Below are 21,438 nucleotides of genomic sequence, written 5' to 3'. Positions count from 1 at the left end.
TGAGCCATGATCAAACTCTTCAATTAAAAGTTTTTTGAAACCTAAGTTTCGTGCTCAATGAATTCTGATTTTGATTCTTTCGAATCGAATTGACTGTGCTGCAACAAGTAAACTTGTTGCTGTTGGCCACTCAGTTCATTTGAGACTCTAAATTTGTTTGCGTCATCTAGCGAACTAGAATCTGCTGTTAGAACTCAATCTGTACGAGTGCCCACACAGATGATTGCTTCATATTTTTAAAGAACGTTTCGAGCTGCTTTCGCGTCTCGAGGGCTGTGCATTCTACTCAACCCTGATTTGTTGTCAACACTTAATTTTGAGAAAGTTTACTTTTTCAAGGAAAGTCTCAAAACTCAGTTTTATTTGACTCCCTGAGTTGCTAGCGCCTCGCTATGCGTTGCAGCCTGCCGTCTCAGTGGGGTCGCATTATAGGGAGATTCGTTTTTGACGCAACCCCTTTTTTAAAGAAAATTACTAAAAACGGATCTTTTGCGCAAAAAAGAAACTAAAAGCGATGTATTTAACAGTTAAAGATCTATTTTAGATCTGTTTGGTTACATTTAGCTTGTTTTATATAGATAAAGGAATAGCCCAATAGCTATATATAGAAGAGGGAAACGTTTTATTTTGGCCATAAAAAGAAAAAGCCGAGCATAAGCTCGGCTTTTTGTGTCTTTTTAAGACTTACTCTGCAGACTGCGCGTCTTCTTGAACTTCTTCAGTCGCAACTGGGCGATCTACTAGTTCAATGTAAGCCATTGGTGCGTTGTCGCCAGCACGGAAACCACACTTCAAAATACGAGTGTAGCCACCAGGACGGCTTTCGTAGCGAGGACCAATCTCGCTGAACAACTTACCAACAACTTCTTTATCACGCGTGCGAGCAAACGCTAAACGGCGGTTTGCAACGCTATCAGTCTTAGCCAGTGTGATTAAAGGTTCAATTACACGGCGCAGCTCTTTCGCTTTAGGCAATGTTGTTTTGATGATTTCGTGCTTCACCAAAGAACCAGCCATATTGCTGAACATCGCTTTGCGATGGCTGCTGTTACGGTTTAATTGACGACCACTCTTACGATGGCGCATGACCCTATCCTTCTAACTAAACTAAATATAGTGATCTAGATTACTCAGCTAGGCTTGCTGGCGGCCAGTTTTCTAGGCGCATGCCCAGAGAAAGACCACGTGATGCAAGCACGTCTTTGATCTCAGTTAGAGACTTCTTACCTAGGTTAGGTGTCTTAAGAAGCTCAACTTCGGTACGCTGTACTAAATCACCGATATATTGAATTTGCTCGGCTTTCAAGCAGTTTGCTGAACGAACTGTTAGTTCAAGATCATCAACTGGACGAAGCAGAATAGGATCGAATTCTGGCTTCTCTTCTTTCTCTTCTGGCTCAGAAACATCACGTAAATCTACGAATGCTTCTAGTTGCTCAGCAAGAATAGTTGACGCACGGCGGATCGCTTCTTCAGGATCTAAGGTGCCGTTCGTTTCCATGTCAATGATTAGCTTGTCTAAGTCAGTACGTTGTTCAACACGTGCTGATTCAACCGAGTACGCAATACGCTCAACAGGACTGAATGATGCATCAAGCAACAGACGGCCAATTGGGCGCTCATCGTCTTCAGAGGATACGCGGCTAGACGCTGGTACATAACCACGACCACGCTCAACACGAATACGCATGCTGATCTCGCTGTTATTTGTCGTTAGGTGACAAATTACGTGATCAGGGTTAGCGATTGTTACGTCGCCATCGTGCTGAATATCTGCCGCAGTCACAGGGCCTACACCAGATTTAGTCAGGGTCAGAAAAACTTCATCTTTGCCTTCAATGTTTACCGCCAACCCTTTCAGGTTTAGCAGGATTTCAATGATGTCTTCTTGTACGCCTTCTTTCGCGCTGTACTCATGTAAAACGCCATCAATTTCTACCTCAGTAACTGCACATCCAGGCATAGATGACAACAGAATACGACGTAGTGCGTTTCCTAGAGTGTGACCAAAACCACGCTCGAGCGGTTCAAGAACCACTTTTGAACGAGTTGGGTTGATAGCGTCGATATCGACTAACCTTGGTTTTAGGAATTCGGTTACAGAACCCTGCATTTTATCCTCTCTTAACTCTTAACTTTACTTCGAGTAAAGTTCGACGATTAGTTGTTCGTTAATGTCCGCAGACAGATCAGAACGCTCAGGTAGGCGCTTGAAAGTACCTTCCATTTTCTTACCGTCAACTTCAACCCAAGTTGGCTTTTCACGTTGCTCAGCCAATTCTAGAGCTGCTACGATACGCGCTTGTTTCTTAGACTTCTCACGGATTTCTACCTGATCTTCAGGAGAAACGTTGAAAGAAGGAATGTTAACAACACGACCATTAACCATAATCGCTTTGTGGCTTACTAGCTGACGTGCTTCAGCACGTGTGCTTGCAAAACCCATGCGATATACAACATTGTCTAGACGTTGCTCTAGAAGCTGAAGTAGGTTTTCACCTGTGTTGCCTTTAAGGCGAGCAGCTTCTTTGTAGTAGTTACGGAATTGCTTCTCAAGGATGCCGTACATACGACGAACCTTTTGCTTTTCACGTAGCTGTAGACCGTAGTCAGATAGACGACCTTTACGGGCGCCGTGCTGACCAGGTGCGTTCTCTAGCTTACACTTAGAGTCGATAGCTCGTACGCCGCTCTTAAGGAACAGGTCAGTACCTTCACGACGACTTAGCTTGAGCTTAGGGCCCAAATATCTTGCCATGTTCTTTCTCCTAACCTATTGTTATACGCGACGTTTCTTCGGTGGACGACAACCATTATGAGGGATTGGCGTCACGTCAGTGATGTTGGTGATACGGAAACCAGCAGCGTTCAATGCACGTACAGCAGACTCACGGCCTGGACCTGGACCTTTAATGAAAACTTCTAGGTTCTTTAAACCGTATTCTTGAGCAGCAGTACCTGCACGCTCTGCAGCTACCTGAGCAGCGAATGGAGTAGATTTACGTGAACCACGGAAACCTGAACCACCGGCAGTTGCCCATGATAGTGCATTACCTTGACGGTCTGTAATAGTAACAATAGTGTTGTTGAAAGAAGCATGAACGTGAGCCATACCATCAGCAACTTGCTTTTTTACCTTCTTACGACGAATTGGTGCTTTAGCCATAACTTACCCCACCTTATTTCTTGATAGGCTTGCGAGGACCCTTACGAGTACGCGCGTTAGTCTTAGTACGCTGACCACGTAGTGGTAGCGAACGACGGTGACGTAAGCCACGGAAGCAACCAAGGTCCATAAGACGCTTGATGTTCAAAGTAACTTCACGACGAAGATCACCTTCTACAGTGTACTTGCCAACTTCTTCACGAAGTACGTCAAGTGTTTCGTCTGAAAGTTCACCGATTTTTGTGGTCTCGGCGATACCAGTCGCAGCTAAGATCGCCTTAGCGCGAGTTTTACCTACACCATAAATTGAAGTTAAACCAATAACTGCATGTTTATGATCAGGAACGTTAATGCCAGCTATACGGGCCACTAACACATCTCCTATTTTAAAGTTTGGTAATCATCTTCTTGAAAAGCCCGTAAGGATACTCAAGCGATAACCAAACCAATATTAAAAACACAGGCCGAGTAGGATACTCAGCCTGCATGACTGTTTAATTAGCCTTGCCTTTGCTTGTGCTTAGGCTCACTGCAGATCACGCGTACTACGCCAGCACGCTTGATTACTTTGCAGTTACGGCAGATTTTCTTAACGGAAGCACGTACTTTCATTACTCAACTCCGTAACAGACCTTAGCGGCCGTAGCCTTTAAGGTTCGCTTTTTTCAGCACAGAATCATACTGATGTGACATCAGATGGGTCTGTACTTGTGCCATAAAGTCCATGATCACAACAACGATAATCAAAATTGATGTACCGCCGAAGTAGAATGGCGTTTGCCATGCCATGGTCATAAACTCGGGCACCAGACAGATAAAGGTAATATACAAGGCACCTGCCAATGTCAGGCGTGTCATTACTTTATCAATGTATTTCGATGTCTGCTCACCTGGACGAATACCTGGAATAAATGCACCAGATTTTTTCAGGTTATCTGCAGTTTCACGCGGGTTAAACACCAACGCTGTATAGAAAAAGCAGAAAAAGATAATAGCCGCTGCCAATACCATCGCATACAGAGGCTGACCTGGGGTCAACGCTGTTGAGATAGCTTGTAACACGTCAGCTACAGGACCTTCACCCTGGCCGAACCAGCTTGCAATTGTACCAGGAAACAGAATGATACTACTAGCAAAGATTGGTGGAATAACCCCAGCCATATTCACTTTTAACGGCAAGTGTGTGCTTTGAGCAGCGTACACCTGACGACCTTGTTGGCGCTTCGCGTAGTTAACAACGATACGACGTTGACCACGTTCAAAGAAAACCACCAAGTAAGTAACGGCAAAAACGATTACCGCAATCAGTAACAGTACCAAAATATTCAATTCGCCTTGGCGCGCCATTTCGGCTGTCGAACCAATAGCAGACGGCAGGTTAGCTACGATACCAACAAAAATCAGTACTGAGATACCGTTACCGATACCACGTTCTGTAATTTGTTCGCCCAACCACATGAGGAACATACAGCCGGTTACCAAGCTCACCACAGCGGTGAAATAGAAACCAAAGCCAGGGTTAACAACTAACCCTTCCATCATGTTCGGTAAGCCGGTGGCAATACCGATAGATTGGAATGTAGCAAGCACGAGCGTACCATAACGCGTGTACTGGCTAATTTTCTTACGCCCTGCCTCACCCTCTTTTTTCAGCTCTATCATCGCAGGATGTATATGCGTTAATAGTTGCATGATAATCGAGGCCGAGATATACGGCATAATACCCAGTGCAAGCACTGAAGCACGCTCAAGCGCACCACCACTGAACATGTTGAACATCTCAACAATGGTGCCCTTTTGTTGCTCGAAGAATTCGGCAAGTACAGCGGCGTCAATCCCAGGGATCGGCACGAATGAACCTAGACGGTAAATGATGATAGCTCCGAGTACAAACAGTAAACGACGCTTCAACTCCGCAAGCCCACTTTGTGCACTTTGCATATTTTGACCTGGTTTAGCCATAAAGTACTTCCTTACTCTTCTACCTTGCCTCCGGCAGCTTCAATCGCCGCACGAGCACCTTGAGTCACTTTAAGACCTTTAACGGTAACCGCGCGAGAAACTTCGCCAGATTTTACTACTTTAACGAACTGGATGTTCTTCTTAACCAGACCAGCTGCTTGTAACGCGTTTAGATCTACCACATCGCCTTCAACTTTAGCGATTTCGAATAGATTTACTTCAGTAGACGCAAGCGACTTACGTGAAGTGAAACCAAACTTAGGTAGACGACGTTGCATAGGCATTTGACCGCCTTCAAAACCAACGCGTACTTTACCGCCTGAACGTGATTTCTGACCTTTGTGACCACGGCCACCAGTTTTACCTAGACCAGAACCAATACCACGACCAAGACGTTTCTTAGGTGTTTTAGAACCCGCAGCAGGAGAAAGTGTATTCAAGTTCATCGAATTACCCCTCAACCTTAACCATGTAAGAAACTTGGTTGATCATACCACGTACTGAAGGCGTATCTTCTAGCTCTACAGTGTGGTTGATACGACGTAAACCAAGGCCACGTAATGTAGCTTTATGCTTCGGTAAACGACCGATAGAGCTACGTACTTGAGTTACTTTTACTGTGTTTGCCATGGTGTCTTACCCCAAAATCTCTTCAACGTTAAGACCACGTTTCGCAGCAATTGCTTCTGGAGATTTCATGTTCTCAAGAGCAGCGATTGTTGCGCGAACAACGTTGATCGGGTTAGTCGAACCGTAAGTCTTTGATAATACGTTCTGTACACCAGCCACTTCTAGTACTGCACGCATCGCACCACCGGCGATAACACCTGTACCTTCAAGTGCAGGCTGCATGTACACTTTAGAACCAGCGTGACGACCCTTGATAGGGTGCTGAAGTGTATTACCTTTAAGGTCTACGTTGATCATGTTGCGACGTGCTTTTTCCATTGCTTTTTGAATAGCGGCAGGAACTTCACGTGCTTTACCATAACCAAAACCTACTTTACCTGCGCCATCACCAACTACTGTTAGTGCAGTGAAGCTAAAGATACGACCACCTTTAACCACTTTAGACACACGGTTTACCGCGATTAGCTTTTCAGCCAAATCAGGCTGTTGTTGCTTTGCTTCTACGTTAGCCATTGTCTACTCCTAGAATTGCAAACCGGCTTCACGCGCTGCATCAGCAAGCGCCTTCACACGGCCGTGATATTTAAAGCCACTGCGGTCAAAAGCGATGCTTGCGCTAACGCCTTTTTCAGCCACACGTTCAGCAACTGCTTTACCCACTGCTTGCGCAGCTTCGATGTTGCCAGTGCCTTTAACTGTTTCAGCAATTGCTTTTTCAACAGTAGAAGCAGCAGCCAGTACAGTACCCTCAGGGCTAATTACCTGAGCGTAAATGTGACGTGGCGTGCGGTGGATAACAAGACGTGTTTTGCCTTGTTCAATAAAATTTCTACGGGTGCGCTTAGCACGACGTAGACGAGCTGTTTTCTTATCCATCGTCTTACCTTACTTCTTCTTAGCCTCTTTACGACGCACGTGTTCGTGTGCATAACGTACACCTTTACCTTTATAAGGCTCTGGCTCACGGTATGAACGAATGTTCGCAGCAGTTTGACCAACTTGCTGCTTGTCTGCGCCCTTAACAACGATCTCAGTTTGACTTGGAGCTTCAATAGTGATGCCCGCTGGGATCTCGAAGTTTACTGGGTGTGAGAAACCTAGAGTTAGATCTAGTGTGTTACCCTTCACCGCAGCACGGTAACCAACACCTACAAGCTGTAGTTTGATCTCGTAACCGTCGTTCACACCAACAACCATGTTGTTGATAAGTGCACGAGCAGTACCAGCTTGAGCCCAAGCGTTAGCAACGCCTTCAACTGGGTTCGTTTTGATTACATTGTCTTCGAATGAAACTTCAACAGCCTCGTGGATCGTACGGCTAAGTTCGCCGTTCTTACCTTTAACTGTGATATCCTGGCCTTTTAGCGTTACTTCTACACCGGCAGGAACATTAATAGGTGCCTTTGCTATACGCGACATAGTCCCCTCCGATTACGCTACAAAGCCAATGATTTCACCGCCAACGCCAGCACTACGTGCGGCACGGTCAGTCATTAGGCCTTTAGAAGTTGATACGATAGCGATACCTAGACCACCCATTACCTTAGGTAATTCGTCACGCTTCTTATAGATGCGTAGACCAGGGCGGCTAACACGCTGGATGTTTTCGATTACAGCTTTGCCTTCGAAGTACTTAAGTTCGATAGCAAGCTCAGGCTTAGCACCTTCAGTTACAGAGTAACCAGATACATAACCTTCGTCAGTTAGCACTTTAGCAACTGCTACTTTCAGCTTTGAAGATGGCATTGAAACAGAAACCTTCTTCGCAGTCTGGCCGTTACGGATACGTGTGAACAAATCCGCAATAGGATCTTGCAAGCTCATAGTCTTACTCCCGTGATTCTATTACCAACTAGCCTTTTTAAGGCCAGGAACTTCACCGCGCATAGCAGCTTCGCGTAATTTGATACGGCTAAGGCCGAACTTGCGAAGGTAACCATGTGGGCGGCCCGTGATGTTACAACGATTACGTTGACGTGCAGGGCTAGAATCACGCGGAAGAGTCTGAAGCTTCAGAACCGCGTCCCAACGCTCTTCATCTGATGTGTTAACATCGCTGATGATAGCTTTAAGTGCTGCACGCTTTTCAGCGTACTGTGCTACTAACTTAGTGCGCTTTGCTTCGCGCGCTTTCATTGAATTCTTTGCCATAACCCTACCCTTATTTCTTGAATGGGAAGTTAAACGCTTCTAACAACGCACGGCCTTCATCATTCGTTTTCGCAGAAGTAGTGATAGTGATATCAAGACCACGAACGCGATCTACTTTATCATAATCAATTTCTGGGAAGATGATTTGCTCACGTACGCCCATGCTGTAGTTACCGCGACCGTCAAAAGACTTAGCGCTTACACCACGGAAATCGCGAATACGCGGGATAGCGATTGAAACCAAACGCTCAAAAAAGTCCCACATACGCTCGCCACGTAGGGTTACTTTACAACCAATTGGGTAACCTTCACGAATCTTAAAGCCTGCAACTGACTTGCGAGCTTTAGTGATTAGAGGCTTCTGACCAGAGATTGCTTCTAGGTCCGCAACAGCGTTTTCTAGAATTTTCTTGTCAGCTAGGGCTTCGCCCACACCCATGTTTAATGTGATCTTTTCGATCTGAGGGACTTGCATGACAGAGCTGTAACCAAACTTCTGTTGAAGTTCTGCTACTACTTTGTCTTTGTATACTTCATGCAGTTTCGCCATCTTCTACTCCAACTATTAGATAGTTTTACCAGTAGATTTGAAGATACGCACTTTCTTGCCATCTTCAAACTTGAAACCCACACGATCTGCTTTACCCGTTTCCGAGTTGTAGATCGCAACGTTTGATACGTCGATAGACGCTTCTTTCTCAACAATACCGCCAGCTTGGTTCAACTGAGGAACAGGCTTTTGGTGCTTCTTGATAAGGTTTACGCCTTCAACAAATACTCGACCAGTTTCAGTTACAACTGAAAGCACTTTACCGCGCTTACCTTTGTCTTTACCGGCTAGTACGATTACTTCGTCATCACGACGGATTTTTGCTGCCATGATCGACTCCTTATAGTACTTCTGGTGCTAGTGAAACGATCTTCATGAACTTTTCAGTACGAAGTTCACGAGTCACAGGGCCGAAGATACGAGTTCCGATTGGCTGTAGGTTATCGTTAAGGATAACTGCAGCATTGCTATCGAAACGGATCAAAGAACCGTCTGGACGACGAACGCCTTTTTTGGTACGCACAACTACTGCGTTTTTAACATCACCTTTTTTAACTTTGCCGCGTGGAATTGCTTCCTTCACAGCAACTTTGATGATGTCACCAACAGATGCGTAACGACGGTGTGAACCGCCAAGGACTTTAATACACTGCACTTTGCGAGCGCCGCTGTTATCAGCAACGTCCAGCTGAGTTTGCATTTGGATCATTTTAGATGCTCCGGTGTAGTTACAAACAGCCTAAATTTCTTTAAAAATTAAGGCATTAAATATTTCACTCGCTCAATAATCAGGCAACTTTTAGGCTGCTTGACTGCTGAGGGCGGGCAATTGTATCAGTAATGGCGCGCAAAAGGTAGGCTAATTTTTAATTAATTTCCCGACCAAGGGGCTGTATCTACACGCATATTCGCGTGTGATAAATGTCTTTAAGCGGGGTGTTTTCCCCTACTTGTCATTGAATTGCGCCAAGGTTCAATTGGTTACAAAACAAACAGGGCGCATAAAGCGCCCTGTTGCTAAATTTCTATATGGGGTCAATTAACCACCAAACAAGCCCTTGAGCTTATCTTTTACCTTGTCTTTAACTTTTTCCTTGGCTTTTTCCTTGGCTGCATCGGCTACGTCAAGCTTAATGCCCACATCATGGAATGGACCTTTAATGCGCATCGGAATTTTAAAACCTGTGCTCTCGTCCGTAGTACCCTGGCCTTCGATGGAATCAACGATACCGGTCACTAAACGATAGTTCACTTCGGTCGCAGGCAAGCTCACCTCACCCTCACCAGTAATACGGATAAGCGGGCTCTGTAAAGACAAGTCCGAGTTAGTGCCCACGCCATTGGTAAAGGTCATGCTGCCCGTGAGCGCGGTAAAGTCTGTTTTTTGCGACTCGTCATAATCTGTATTTAAACCATCGGCCAGTGCCGCAGTGTTACCCTGGATCAATTCCTTGGCCTTACGCACCAGCTCGGCCACGTTAGCACCTTTCACCGCACCGTCGGCAAAGTTAAAGCTCAGTTTACCGGCTAAGGCATTCACAAAGTCTTTTTGGCTTTGGCCACGTGTGTTTAGCTGCCAGTCAATAGAGCCCTTGCCCATCAGCTTATCGAACTTGGCGGCATCGGTTAGTAGCGGTTCGGCATTGATACCTGCCAGACTGAAATTGGTATTGATCTGATACGGTGCCTGTTTGGCGTTAAGCATCACAGTCCCTTTACCCTGACCTTCGTAAGCCACAAACTTATCCATGCTTAAATTCGCCACGGCATTTTGCAGTTTTAAGGTGAACTGGTTCTCACCCAGGGTAATGTCACGTGCCTTTAAGCCACTTGAGCGCACAACCACGTTAGCATCCAGGCTATTGAGTGCCGACAGTTCCATCTTGGTATCATCCCAGACGATTGGCTCGGCCTTGGCATCCTCAGCGGGCTTTTCGGCTGGCGCTTCTACTGCTTCAGTTGGTTCAGGTAGATACGGGTTTAGGTCCAGCATGCCGAGGTCAACATTGGCATTAACCGCCAAACGCTCACCCAGGTTGATGGTACTCATACCTTCGATGGCAAGCTCATCCAACTTGGCCACTAGCTTATTAATGGTGAACGACTGACCCTGCATTTGCATACTGCCATCAACACTAAAGGCATTAAAGGCGATATCCTTGGCATTAAGCTCAACACCCTGCCACTTGGCGATGTCTTTTACCGAGTCACCCTCAAGATGCAAAGTACCGCTAATATTTTGGCCTTGATCGGCGATTTGCCCCTTAAATTCAACATTAACCAGATCCGACTCGACTGTTTTAGTTACCGCAAACGGGCGTCCTTCAATGGCTTTAATAGGGTTATCGACCACCACATCCAGGTTAAAGCGCTGCGCCATATAGGTAATGCCACCTTTTAGCTCCAGTGGTTTACGCAGTGATTGCAATAACACTGCCAGTTCCAGGTCGGAAATTTGCTGCTTGGCACCGGTTTGGCCGTCAAGGTAGGTAAATTGACCGCCATAGATGGCAACTTCACCAAGTTCGATATCGAAGTTTTCAGGAAGACTGACCTGTCCAGACTTGGTTTGCTCAGCTTGCTGCTCGGCTACCTTATCAAACAACTGCCAGTTGCCCTTGCCTTGCGCGTTGGTTTCCAACAACACATCCGGTTCGCGAATAACAAACTTCCCCAGCTTCACCTCGCCGGAGAACAGCGATGTCCAGGGAATATGAATATCCAACTGCTTCATAGTCGCCATATTGGCGCGCGAGCCGTCGGCCATATTGCTAAAGCTGACATCATTAAGCTCCAGGCGTAACGACGGGAAAATCGCTAAGTTTTTATCGCCGGCTATGGTCAAAGTTCGGCCGGTGGTTTTCTCCACCTGCTCAGACACCTTAGTAAATATGGCATCTACGGGGATAAAAAATGGAATCGCGATCAACAAGCCGATGATCACGACAATAATAATACCTAATACCTTGGCAAGGGTTTTCATGCTTAACCTCGTTCCTTTTGAGACAACACTAGTAGCATAACCTATTGGCTATAAAAGTGTAATTGTAGTCGAGATGAATGAATATATGATGATAACTGGAGCACTAATCTCTAAGGAAATCGCCGTTTGCTACTCCCCTACTGCCAAGCACCGAAGTGCTGGGCGTTAATTACACAAATGTCAATATTGCAACAAAACTCAATCTCAGTATGATGCACAGCCCCGCAGGGTCAACAGACACGAGCGGGACTGTAAAATATCAAGCGGAGCCTAGTACCTAGCATGAAGAAGTTGCTTATCTCGCCATCAAAAATGGCGTTAGCGGAACAAGAAAGTCAGATTTATCAGAATATCCTCAAACAGGCGGCGGACATCAGCCTTAACCTGATGGCGGTCAAAGTTGAGCACCACCCTGAAGACTTCCTCGGCTGGGCCTATGAATTGCTTGATGTGACCACCGAGCGCCTGAACTTTGACTTGCTTGAACCAACGCAGCTACCCACGGTGAAAAAGCTACAAACCCAGCTTAAAGACGCGATTAGCTTTTTACAGCTAAAAACCCTACGTATTGCCCCTTGGCCGGTGATCTGCGCCTACCTTGAACAAAATAAAGAACGCGTACTGTTGGATGAGCACCTAAGTTTAGCCGAGCATATTGCCAGCATTAAAAGCACGCCGTTGCAGGAAATGAGCAAGGAAGACCGCCTGGCCTTTATCGGCAAGCACACCGCCGCTCACGACCCAGCTGTGTACCGCTTCGATGTGGAGTTCTTTGCCGGCATTAAAAACAACAAGGCCTTTGCGCAAATTCTTGATGACCAACCGCAGGCGGTCGAGGCGGCATTGGCACATATCCCCCTCACCGACGAGGTGAACCTAGAGCACTACCAAGCCTTTGTGCTTGCGTACCTGCAACTATTTACCGGCAGTGATGATAAGCCGACCCTGGCCCCGGCTACTCGCTTATTGGCGATGCGCCGTCCCGATGTGTTCACGCCCATTACCAATGCCAAAAGCGATGCCTTGTGCGCGGCATTAAATATTGCCAAGCTGAATAACCGCGATTTTGAACGTTACTGGCAAGATATAGTTTGCACCCTAGCGCGCCAGCCCTGGTTCGCTATGGCGCAAGGGGATAGCGAGCAGGAACAACGCCTGGTCGATATTAAGGCCCTGCTGCCGTGCCTGTTCTACTACTTTGATAAAAACGCCATGGAGCAATCCAACTACTTTAAGCTGTTACACAAGCCCAAAGCGAGTCCGGCCAGCACCAACAGCACAGCGAGAAAGCGCACCAAAGAGTCGGCGGCCATGCTAGTTGACCGCGCCCTGGCCGAAGAAGGCATTCCCGAGCATATTCGCGCTAAGCGCGATTCGATTATCAGTGAAGTGGAAAAAGGCCGCAGTGTTGCGGATACCATTAGCTTGATGCGGGCTATTTTTGGGTAACAGGTAGTTATTGTCGCGTTGGCGACTTCAAGTCAGAGGAAATGCGCGCCCATTTCCTCTAACGACTCCTAGGGCGCCCGTGATTCGCTTATGCTTACGAACTCAGGGTTTTGTTAAACGTTCCGCTTAGCTTTCAACACGGTTTAACGAGATGTCCTACCTCGGTAAACCTAGCTCGATATCCCTATCTCGCTTTCTCAAGCACACTCCACAACAAAGCTGATTTCTCCAGCGCGAATCAAAACGGGAAGATCGATGCCTGTGAGTTTTGAGGTTTCCGATAAGATGCTAAGTGCCATTAGCGGACGATGAACGCTCGCAGCACAGACCTCACAGTGGCCGATTGTGACTGCGCTTGTTAGGCATTTGCCCGCTTACTGCTGCGAACCAAAAAGTAAAAGCACACGGCCAACAGCAGATAACGTGGCAGCGTTGTAACGATGTTATTGAACATTTGAGGTTGTGATTGCGCAACAAAATACAGCTGCAAGAGTACTAAAGGCGCGAGCAACAACGCATAAAAAGTGAAATCTGGCTTGCTGATTACCAGCTTACTGGCGAAGGCCACTGTTAAAAATGCTGCCGCCAGCGGCACTGCGATTGTGAATAAGTCGACTAGAGTGAATGCTAGCAAACCTGATACTTGAGCTACAGGTTTTAGAATATCAGCTGGTATTGCTACCGCCGCACCAATGCCTGCAATAGCAATTGATGCATAAGCCAACGCAACACCTAAAATGACCGCGGTTACTCGATTTTTTATTTGATCCATCTACTTACCCTTTGTTTTTCCTAACGCCACGTTAATGGGCGGCAACGCACTACCACCAAACTTCAATTTACCCCCGAAAACACCGATACCAAGATTTGAACCAAAGTCGCCAAACGTTGACTATCCCTCTTGAACGCCTTGTTATAACGCAGTTTTACACATCATCTTCCGACAATATTTGACGACAATTACGAACCGTTAAAACTCGGATTTCATGGCTTAGACTGTAGATTATACGATAGTGACCGAAGATGATTTCACGGTAGTTAGTATGAGGCAATTCAGGAACAAAGCGCCCCATTTCAGGCATGCTTCCAAGTAACTCCGTTTTATCGAAAACTTCGTTTACCCACTTTTCCGCTGCCGACGAATTATCCAAAGAAATGAACTCGGCTGCGTCGCCTAACTTTTGAAGTGCTAGAGGCGACCAAACTACTTTCATTTTTTAATGCGCCCCAAAACTTGGGCACGCGCATCTTCATTAGAAACGCCAAGAGCTGAAGCTAATTGAGCTTCCGCTGTGCGCATTTCTTCCAATAATTCAATTTTCTCTTGCATTGCTTCGTACTCCGCAACATCAAGAACAACAGCAACACCTCTACCACGTTGCGTAATTACCAATGGACGACGAGTCTCATTGATTTGTTTGATGTAAGAAGCTACACCTGCGCGAAACTCAGACAACGGCTGAATATCTTGATCGAAATGAATGCGACTCATATTGAACTCCAAATAGTACAAAATAACGTACAAATAATAGTTCAGCTAACCGTTATGAGCAAGAAGTTGATACTGCGTTATAACAATTTAATATCGACCCTCTAGGTCGTTTTCCTGACTATGGGAGAAACTCAACGATTATGGATGTATACACAGTGATTTCGGTGGAAGGGTGAGCATCAGCTATTCGCTCTAATCGGACTTACAGTTTGCGTTAGCCTAAATTGAAACGCAGATGTATCAGCTAAATCCCGTTAAAATTCGCGCTTTCGATCTCGGCTTTTGCTGCGAAGCGTGGCTAAGACAGCGAGGCATGGATGCCGACAGGAAAACAGCTTCAGGGATGAATTATTAGCACAGTGGTGAAGCATACCTCTGACTGCCGTCCCCGGCCTTTCACTGGCTCAAGGCGTTCGCTTGCTAAAAATAGTCCACCGGACTATTTTCTTAACGCGCTCACCCTCCGCGACAGTTCTTAATTCAAAACCCATGCTTAAAACATGTGCAAAAGCATAAAATATGCACCACCTGAGTGCATCCGCACTCCCCCGCCCACCAGCCAACACAACCCAAAACACCAACAAACACCTGAAAAACAGCAATTTTTAAAAAACATTCCGCTATTGGCACAAGCCTTGCCAACTAAGTATTCAACACAGGGTTACTACAGGAATGAGAAAATGAACAAAAAGAAATACGTGCCGGTGCTGGCTTTGTTGGCACTGTCCCTCACCCCGCTGGCCAGTCAGGCGGAAGTTACCGCCAATGTTGCCGCCAGCTCTAACTATTATTGGCGCGGTATTACCCAGTCGGACGATGGGGCGGCGGTATCCGGTGGCATAGACTATGCCTCAGACACCGGCTTTTATGCTGGCACCTGGCTGTCTAATATCGATTTCGGTGATGCCGCCAGCACCAGCTATGAGATGGACTTGTACGCGGGCTTCGCCGGCTCAATCGATGACATAGGCTACGATGTCGGCTATATCTATTACGCCTATCCGGATGCCGAGGGGGATATTGGTTTTGGTGAGATCTATGGCTCGGTGAGCTGGCAATGGCTTAGCGCCGGTGCCAGTTACCTAGTCAATGCCGAAAATGATGCCACCGACGAAGAAGACATGCTCTACCTTGAGCTCAACGCCAGCTTTACCATTTTAAAAGATACCGAACTGGCGCTTCACTTCGGCCATTCCAGCGGCGATACCGTGGAGGAGTGGTACGGTGAAGACACCAGTTACATAGATTATGGCGTCAGCGTCAGCAAGTCGGGCTTTACCTTTGGCCTGCTGCAAACCGACCTGGACGCGGATGATGATTTAAAAGCGTATGTTTCATACAGCTTAGACTTTGAGCTGTAAGCTTAAAGTCATACCCATTTATTGTTGCTGCAAACCGGGGCCGTAATACCAATTCTGTTAAGTATGTGATTAGAGATAGCGCTGGATAAATGATGTGATAACAAGGCGGAATTTTTCTTATGTAGTTATTCTCCATAATAAAATTCCAACGCAGTGAGCACGATATTTAGCCCGCTAGAATGATTAGCTATTTAAGTGAATTGGTATGAAGCCCTTTATCTTTTCTGTTTGGCATCCAAAGTCATTTTTGCCACTATAATCTTGCCGATCAGTAAGTTTACTAAGGCTGCCTGTGCCGAGTTTCTATTTTCTGCTTTATTTACTCTTTATTCAGTGGCAACAGGCCGTGCTGCCGGAGCCTTTGCCTGCGTCTCCCTTTAGTGCCGACTCCCCCCAGTCCTGTGCTGCGCTATTAGCCCAGCCCAGTGAGCCACAAAGCATGCCCTTGCCGGTATCAGAACTCAGACTGCTCAGCTGGAATATTTATAAGGCGGCCAAGCCTGAATTACTAGCAGATCTACACGCCCTGTCAGAGCAAAGTCATATTATGCTGCTGCAAGAAGCCATCACGGAAGAGGCGCTGCTCCAGCTCAAGCCACACACCCGCTTTTCGCCAGGCTACAAAGGCCTCAACCAGCAAACCGGGCTGGCCTTGCTAAGCGACTGGTCGCCCCAGCTTTATTGTCGTTTTTATCAACGGGAACCCTGGCTCCGTACCCCTAAGGCTTCAAGTATCAGTCGCTACCCTTTGACTAATGGTGACTCCTTATTGCTGGTGAATATGCACGGCATTAACTTTACTCTTGGCATCAGCGACTATAGGCAACAACTGGAACGGTTAACGGGCTTAATCAAGCTTCATTCCGGGCCGGTGATCTTTGCCGGAGACTTTAACAGTTGGAGTCGCGCACGCTGGCAACTGGTGCAAGGGCTGCTGAGTGAACTAGATATGACAAGGGTCAGTTTTACACCGGATCATCGTACCCGGGTGTTTGATTTACCCCTAGATCAAATATGGATAAGAGGCGTGACCCTCACCTCGTCGCAAACGCTGGAGCGCACCAGTTCGGATCACAACCCAATGTTGATGTCTGTGCATATCACCACCGAGGAGCCCGGCGGTGATAAACAGCATTAGAGTTTCTTGATGTTATTGGCGCTGTCTCTGTCGACCAGCTTCACCAGCGGATCAACGCCGGCATAGCTCGGCTTCTTGTCCACATACAGCTCCAGAGTATTTTCACCACTGCTAAGCTGATGTTTTTGCAGATAGATGACCGCGTCTTCAGCGCTGAGCTTCTCAGGATCCTCGCTAAACAAGCCAATATCCACCAGCTGCGCCATCGGCTGCTCGGTTTCATTGCCCTTGCCATCGGCAAATGCCTTTTTAGCCGTTACCGTTAACGTGACCTTAAACTTGCCCTCGGCATCGGCCTGCTCGGCCACTTCCACCTTGTCTACGCCCAGCTCAAACAGGGTAATGCGCTTAAACTGGTCGTCGATAAAGGCTTGCTCCTGCTCGTCGGCATCCGCTTTGAGGTAAGATAACAAGTCCAAGGTAGTTGGATAAGGGTCGTCTTTATACTTAAAGGCCTGTAAAAATGCCTTTAGCGCCTCATTGGTGCGCTCTACGCCAATGCGATCGGCGATGGCCATCATCACCACAGAACCCTTTTGGTAGTGCAGGTATTGCTGGTTCTCCGAGCGATACAGTGGCATCTCTTCATGGGTTTCACGGGTTCGTCCTTGCAGGTAGTGATCCAGCTCATACTTTAAGAACTTACGCAGCTTCTGCTCACCATACTTTTCGCGCAACACCTGAATAGCGCTGTATTGCGACAGGGTTTCGGAAATTACCGCCGAACCTTGTACATTCGCCGCCCCCACCTGATGACCCCACCACTGGTGCGCCACTTCATGAGCGGTCACATAATAAGGTGCATCTATATCATCCGGGTCGCGCAGATCGGTAATAAAGCCTATGTCTTCCGAATAAGGCACGGTATTGGCAAAGCTTTGCGCAAACGAGCGATAGCCGGGGAACTCCAAAATACGTAACTGCTTATGCTGGTACGGGCCAAAGGCCTGAGTAAAGTAGTCGATAGAGTCCTTGGTAGACTGGATCATGGTATCTATATTCCAGGCATGGTCGCGGTGATAGTACACCTCGATATCTATGCCCTTATACTGCTCCTTCTTCACCTCTAGCTGGGCCGACATAATGTTATAGAAGTGCACCATGGGCGCATCCATCTCATAACGGAAGGTACGGCGTCCACGCTCCTGGTCTATCTCTTCATGTTGCAGGTAACCGGGCGCGATGGCGAATTGATCCAGACTCGTGCTGATGGTGGCACTAAAGTCGATAAAGCCCACACCCTGACCGAAGAAACTTTGCTGGTAGTAGCGGCTGTCTTCAAGATCATGGGCGCGCTCCAGCTCCGGCAGGCCGCGCTTGCGACGTTCATTGCGGTCTTGCAGCTCATAGTCACCACGGTAACCAAATACCGGGAAGAGTTCATAGTTGTTGATAAAGGTGCCGTTTTCTACCAGCTGGGTATCAAAGCCACTGTTCTTAAAGCCCTGATGTTCGCGCACCACAGACATTTCACCCGTGCGCGTTTCACCCGGCTGTAACGGAGTATCAAATTCATACCACCAGGATTTAAACTCGCTAAGTTCTTCCGCTAGCTGCCCGCCTTCAAGGCTAAGCTGCCACTGGGAGCTAAATCTTGGCTTGCTTACCAGGAAACGCTTGATTGGCTGCTCACTGGTATTGGTAAACTCCAGCTCGGCCTTGGCTACCATGCGGCGCTCGTGCGGGTAAATATCCGCGGTCACATCCACCTTGGTAATAACCGGAATAGGATCATCCTTATGTTGCACCAGTTGTTGCTCGTACTGGGTGCGCAGGTCTTCGCTCTGATCCTGGGTGTGGTAATCGTTCAATACTCGGGTGTTGTGATATATCCAACTGCCGCTGGCAACAAAGATCACCAGACCACAGGTCACTACCAGCTTGCCCTTGCTCCCTAAGTGATAACCCAACAGGCGCAGACGCGAAAGCAGCGTCTGCTGTGGACCACGGTGCCACAGGCCATAGCCCAGAGCCGCTAAGACCAGAGTTAAGCCCAACCAGTATAAGTTGTACCAGTGCACCCCGGTTAAGAAGTGACCATAGGTGTTCAAATCCGAGTAAGGTGCCGCCGGCGAAGAGGCAAAGCGATACATATTATGGCTAAAGCCGTAATTACTAAGCACCATGTTTACGGCGTAGTAAATAATAAACAGCAGCATACCCACGTATTTATTCGGGCTGATCACCTGGAAGAAAAACGCCAATATGGTGGTCATCACCAGGGGCACCATGGTCAGGTAACCAAGGCGGAACAAATACTGGCCCAGTTCGATATTAAACTGCCCCTTCACCAACTGATAGGTGATGGTAAAGAGCATACCGGCACCGTAGAGCAGCACCAATACCGTGGTGATGGCCAACAGCTTTGACGCCCAGAACACCAGGTTATGGGTAGGGTAAGAGTCGATAATGTCACCGAAGTTAGAATTGCGCTCACGCCACACCACCTCGGCGCTGTAATACACCAGGATGATGATCATAAACATGCCCATCACCCCTTTAATAAGCGGGATCATCGCCTGAGTCAGCGGCCAATTTGAGGTGCCATACCATTGGCCCGGCACCAACAAGGGTGAAATAAGCATAAACAGGGTCAGCGCCGCGAGTATCATAAAGGGCGCGCTAAAGACCACCTGCACTATCTCAAAGCGGGTGCGCAGTAAAAACTGACTTTTAGTGCTGATCTGCGCTGGGCGCACGGCAATCTTATTACTAAGCGCCTGTTGCGCGCGTTTAAGCATGGAAGCAGAAGCCTGCTGCGGCTTTTTATCCTTACCACCGCTTTGATAGCCGCCTTTGAGGCCCATGGTGACAAAGAGCACCACAGCAACAGTCAACCAAATCAGGCGGTTATAAAGAACATTGCCCTCTAAGGCCAAGGTTTGCGTGTCCTTCTCCGCCACAGTCCAGTAGCGGGTGGCATCCATAAAGGCGCCAAAACCGAATGGGTCGAACAGTGCCGCCCATAAGCGGAATTCCGGCTGCTCGAAAAACACCGACACAGTGTTATAACCAATAAAGAGCACCACGGCGGCGATATACACGGCCATCATGGTACGAAAACGCAGTGCCGCCACATGGCAGCTTACCGCCATCACAAAAAGGGTTGGCACCGCCAAGATCACAAAGGGCTGAAGGTAATATTGCAGCTTGTTGGGGGCCAGTAGCTCAGGGTCTAACCAGCCCACTAACGAGCCGAACCAGGTACCGAGAAAAACACCCAAAGGCACAAAGGCAAAGACCAGCAAGGTGACGCAAAAGGCACCAAGGAAGCGGCCGAGATGATAACTGTGCTGAGCTATAGGCTTGCTGTACACCAGCTCGGCCATATGTTCGCTGTCGTTGCGTATGGTCGAGGAGGCGACAAAATTCACCACGGCAAACAGGGCGAAGATCAACATCACCACCATCATCATCAAGATGGTATAAGGGCTGTTAGCGTTTACATTGCTGCCGCCTATTTGCACGTTATCGGAAACGGTGGCAAGAAACGCCAGCAAAAAGAACAACAGGCTGGACACATAAAATGACGGCTGGCGCACAAAATAGCGCAGCTCAAAGGTGAGCATTTTTAACAACATAACCCCTCCTTAGGCCGATGCTGTCAGGCGTTGCTGATGCAAGGTCGAGAAGTACACGTCTTCCAGGTTGCTGGCCACGGTCTCAAAGCCTTCTGGCGCCTGCTCGGCAAACACATGCAGTATGGTGTTACCGGCAAACAAACGTTTGGAAATAACCGGCAGGTTTTGCTCCAGCTCTTGTGCTTCTTGCTGGGTAACCACTTCTTTGCGCCAGATACGGCCGTTAAGCTGCTGCGTCAGGTCAATAGGGTTACCCTTAAGAAGAATTTCGCCACCGGCCAGCACCGCCATATTCGGGCACAGCTCACTGACATCATCAACAATATGGGTAGAAAGAATAACCACCTTTTGCTCGCCAAGGCTCACCAAGAGGTTATGGAAGCGGTTACGCTCCTCCGGGTCGAGGCCGGCGGTGGGTTCATCAACAATCAACAGGTCCGGGTCGCCAAGCAATGCCTGGGCAATACCAAAGCGCTGGCGCATACCGCCGGAAAAGCCGCTTACCGACTTGGACTTATGCTGATACAAGTTGGTATGGGCTAACAGGCCTTCCACTACTTCTTTACGCTCTTTAGCCTGATCTAAACCCTTAAGAATGGCCAGATGGTCAAGCAGCTCGTAGGCGCTAATACGTGGGTACACACCAAAGTCCTGGGGCAAATAACCTAAACGGCGACGAATTTCCTGGGGCTGGTTAAGCACATCAAGACCATCGAAGGTAATGCTGCCACTGTCGGCGCTTTGCAGTGTCGCTATGGTGCGCATTAATGATGATTTACCGGCACCATTGGGGCCCAAAAGACCGAACATGCCCTTAGGGATCTCTAAATTCACTCCCTTTAAAGCCTGTACGCCATTACTGTAGGTTTTGGTAAGACCTTGAATTGTTAGCACCTGCTTGTCCTTAATTTAGCTTTATTATTATAAAGTTACTCTTATATCACAGGGCTGATTGGGTACAAAGGTAAGGCAAAT

26 protein-coding genes are annotated in these 21,438 nt (G+C 47.6%); 3 read left to right on the top strand and 23 right to left on the bottom strand.

The features are described 5' to 3' along the window. Positions 1 to 684 precede the first annotated feature (684 nt). The 18 genes from rplQ to WCN91_RS11925 form a co-directional block, all read right to left on the bottom strand. Entirely contained in the window at positions 685 to 1,086 is a 402-nt protein-coding gene (gene rplQ, locus WCN91_RS12010) for a 50S ribosomal protein L17 (protein WP_105200316.1), read from the bottom strand. A gap of 40 nt (positions 1,087 to 1,126) precedes the next feature. Further along, positions 1,127 to 2,113, bottom strand: coding sequence for a DNA-directed RNA polymerase subunit alpha (locus WCN91_RS12005; protein ID WP_105189428.1), 987 nt, complete (start codon positions 2,111 to 2,113; stop codon positions 1,127 to 1,129). Between the two features lie 24 nt (positions 2,114 to 2,137). Then, entirely contained in the window at positions 2,138 to 2,758 is a 621-nt protein-coding gene (rpsD, locus tag WCN91_RS12000; RefSeq protein WP_342679354.1) for a 30S ribosomal protein S4, read from the bottom strand. Between the two features lie 21 nt (positions 2,759 to 2,779). Beyond that, a complete protein-coding gene (rpsK, locus tag WCN91_RS11995; protein WP_022943956.1) occupies positions 2,780 to 3,166 on the bottom strand; it encodes a 30S ribosomal protein S11 in 387 nt (128 codons plus the stop codon). Positions 3,167 to 3,179: 13 nt separating this feature from the next. Continuing rightward, complete coding sequence (gene rpsM / locus WCN91_RS11990; RefSeq protein WP_105189430.1) at positions 3,180 to 3,536, bottom strand: 30S ribosomal protein S13; 357 nt, start codon at positions 3,534 to 3,536, stop codon at positions 3,180 to 3,182. A 128-nt stretch (positions 3,537 to 3,664) separates the two neighbouring features. Continuing rightward, positions 3,665 to 3,778, bottom strand: coding sequence for a 50S ribosomal protein L36 (rpmJ, locus tag WCN91_RS11985; protein WP_002959476.1), 114 nt, complete (start codon positions 3,776 to 3,778; stop codon positions 3,665 to 3,667). A gap of 21 nt (positions 3,779 to 3,799) precedes the next feature. Then, positions 3,800 to 5,128: a preprotein translocase subunit SecY gene (gene secY, locus WCN91_RS11980; RefSeq protein ID WP_342679348.1), complete on the bottom strand. Its 1,329-nt coding sequence runs from the start codon at positions 5,126 to 5,128 to the stop codon at positions 3,800 to 3,802. An 11-nt stretch (positions 5,129 to 5,139) separates the two neighbouring features. After that, a complete protein-coding gene (gene rplO / locus WCN91_RS11975; RefSeq protein WP_105200319.1) occupies positions 5,140 to 5,574 on the bottom strand; it encodes a 50S ribosomal protein L15 in 435 nt (144 codons plus the stop codon). Between the two features lie 4 nt (positions 5,575 to 5,578). Continuing rightward, positions 5,579 to 5,758: a 50S ribosomal protein L30 gene (gene rpmD / locus WCN91_RS11970; protein WP_105189433.1), complete on the bottom strand. Its 180-nt coding sequence runs from the start codon at positions 5,756 to 5,758 to the stop codon at positions 5,579 to 5,581. A gap of 6 nt (positions 5,759 to 5,764) precedes the next feature. Further along, the gene (gene rpsE / locus WCN91_RS11965) at positions 5,765 to 6,271 is read right to left on the bottom strand and encodes a 30S ribosomal protein S5 (RefSeq protein WP_342679345.1); all 507 of its coding nucleotides are present in this window, start codon (positions 6,269 to 6,271) and stop codon (positions 5,765 to 5,767) included. Between the two features lie 9 nt (positions 6,272 to 6,280). Further along, positions 6,281 to 6,634 carry a 50S ribosomal protein L18 gene (rplR, locus tag WCN91_RS11960; RefSeq protein WP_342679343.1) on the bottom strand — a complete coding sequence of 118 codons (354 nt, stop codon included), beginning with the start codon at positions 6,632 to 6,634 and terminating at the stop codon, positions 6,281 to 6,283. 9 nt (positions 6,635 to 6,643) lie between these two features. Then, positions 6,644 to 7,177, bottom strand: a complete 534-nt coding sequence (gene rplF / locus WCN91_RS11955) for a 50S ribosomal protein L6 (protein WP_342679341.1) — start codon at positions 7,175 to 7,177, stop codon at positions 6,644 to 6,646. 12 nt (positions 7,178 to 7,189) lie between these two features. Continuing rightward, entirely contained in the window at positions 7,190 to 7,582 is a 393-nt protein-coding gene (gene rpsH, locus WCN91_RS11950) for a 30S ribosomal protein S8 (RefSeq protein WP_105189437.1), read from the bottom strand. A 21-nt stretch (positions 7,583 to 7,603) separates the two neighbouring features. Further along, positions 7,604 to 7,909 carry a 30S ribosomal protein S14 gene (rpsN, locus tag WCN91_RS11945; RefSeq protein WP_342679338.1) on the bottom strand — a complete coding sequence of 102 codons (306 nt, stop codon included), beginning with the start codon at positions 7,907 to 7,909 and terminating at the stop codon, positions 7,604 to 7,606. A 10-nt stretch (positions 7,910 to 7,919) separates the two neighbouring features. After that, positions 7,920 to 8,459, bottom strand: a complete 540-nt coding sequence (gene rplE, locus WCN91_RS11940) for a 50S ribosomal protein L5 (protein ID WP_105189439.1) — start codon at positions 8,457 to 8,459, stop codon at positions 7,920 to 7,922. Between the two features lie 15 nt (positions 8,460 to 8,474). Continuing rightward, a complete protein-coding gene (rplX, locus tag WCN91_RS11935) occupies positions 8,475 to 8,789 on the bottom strand; it encodes a 50S ribosomal protein L24 (protein ID WP_105189440.1) in 315 nt (104 codons plus the stop codon). 10 nt (positions 8,790 to 8,799) lie between these two features. After that, positions 8,800 to 9,168, bottom strand: coding sequence for a 50S ribosomal protein L14 (gene rplN / locus WCN91_RS11930; RefSeq protein WP_105253480.1), 369 nt, complete (start codon positions 9,166 to 9,168; stop codon positions 8,800 to 8,802). A gap of 330 nt (positions 9,169 to 9,498) precedes the next feature. Continuing rightward, on the bottom strand, positions 9,499 to 11,442 hold the full coding sequence (locus tag WCN91_RS11925; RefSeq protein ID WP_342679334.1) for an AsmA family protein: 1,944 nt from the start codon (positions 11,440 to 11,442) through the stop codon (positions 9,499 to 9,501). A 282-nt stretch (positions 11,443 to 11,724) separates the two neighbouring features. Between WCN91_RS11925 and WCN91_RS11920 the strand changes: the two genes are divergently transcribed. After that, positions 11,725 to 12,891, top strand: coding sequence for a hypothetical protein (locus WCN91_RS11920; protein WP_342679332.1), 1,167 nt, complete (start codon positions 11,725 to 11,727; stop codon positions 12,889 to 12,891). Between the two features lie 358 nt (positions 12,892 to 13,249). Here WCN91_RS11920 and WCN91_RS11915 read toward each other — a convergent pair whose 3' ends face one another. The 3 genes from WCN91_RS11915 to WCN91_RS11905 all read right to left on the bottom strand — a co-directional run bounded on the left by WCN91_RS11915 (position 13,250) and on the right by WCN91_RS11905 (position 14,383). After that, complete coding sequence (locus WCN91_RS11915) at positions 13,250 to 13,663, bottom strand: hypothetical protein (protein ID WP_342679330.1); 414 nt, start codon at positions 13,661 to 13,663, stop codon at positions 13,250 to 13,252. Positions 13,664 to 13,817: 154 nt separating this feature from the next. Beyond that, positions 13,818 to 14,105: a type II toxin-antitoxin system RelE/ParE family toxin gene (locus tag WCN91_RS11910; protein WP_257085869.1), complete on the bottom strand. Its 288-nt coding sequence runs from the start codon at positions 14,103 to 14,105 to the stop codon at positions 13,818 to 13,820. Next, positions 14,102 to 14,383: a type II toxin-antitoxin system Phd/YefM family antitoxin gene (locus tag WCN91_RS11905; protein WP_342679328.1), complete on the bottom strand. Its 282-nt coding sequence runs from the start codon at positions 14,381 to 14,383 to the stop codon at positions 14,102 to 14,104. Before WCN91_RS11905 ends, WCN91_RS11910 begins: the two co-directional genes overlap by 4 nt. 680 nt (positions 14,384 to 15,063) lie before the next feature. Between WCN91_RS11905 and WCN91_RS11900 the strand changes: the two genes are divergently transcribed. Both WCN91_RS11900 and WCN91_RS11895 read left to right on the top strand, forming a co-directional pair. Continuing rightward, on the top strand, positions 15,064 to 15,744 hold the full coding sequence (locus WCN91_RS11900) for a TorF family putative porin (RefSeq protein WP_342679326.1): 681 nt from the start codon (positions 15,064 to 15,066) through the stop codon (positions 15,742 to 15,744). Between the two features lie 292 nt (positions 15,745 to 16,036). Continuing rightward, positions 16,037 to 16,882, top strand: a complete 846-nt coding sequence (locus WCN91_RS11895; RefSeq protein WP_342679324.1) for an endonuclease/exonuclease/phosphatase family protein — start codon at positions 16,037 to 16,039, stop codon at positions 16,880 to 16,882. Here WCN91_RS11895 and WCN91_RS11890 read toward each other — a convergent pair. Further along, on the bottom strand, positions 16,879 to 20,463 hold the full coding sequence (locus tag WCN91_RS11890; protein WP_342679322.1) for an ABC transporter permease/M1 family aminopeptidase: 3,585 nt from the start codon (positions 20,461 to 20,463) through the stop codon (positions 16,879 to 16,881). The two genes, WCN91_RS11895 and WCN91_RS11890, sit on opposite strands and share 4 nt — an antisense overlap. Positions 20,464 to 20,472: 9 nt before the next feature. Then, on the bottom strand, positions 20,473 to 21,357 hold the full coding sequence (locus tag WCN91_RS11885; RefSeq protein WP_342679320.1) for an ABC transporter ATP-binding protein: 885 nt from the start codon (positions 21,355 to 21,357) through the stop codon (positions 20,473 to 20,475). Positions 21,358 to 21,438: the final 81 nt, after the last annotated feature.

The organism is Pseudoalteromonas qingdaonensis, assembly GCF_038739665.1.
Taxonomy (GTDB): domain Bacteria; phylum Pseudomonadota; class Gammaproteobacteria; order Enterobacterales; family Alteromonadaceae; genus Pseudoalteromonas; species Pseudoalteromonas qingdaonensis.
This window is presented reverse-complemented; position numbering and strand designations above follow the sequence as displayed.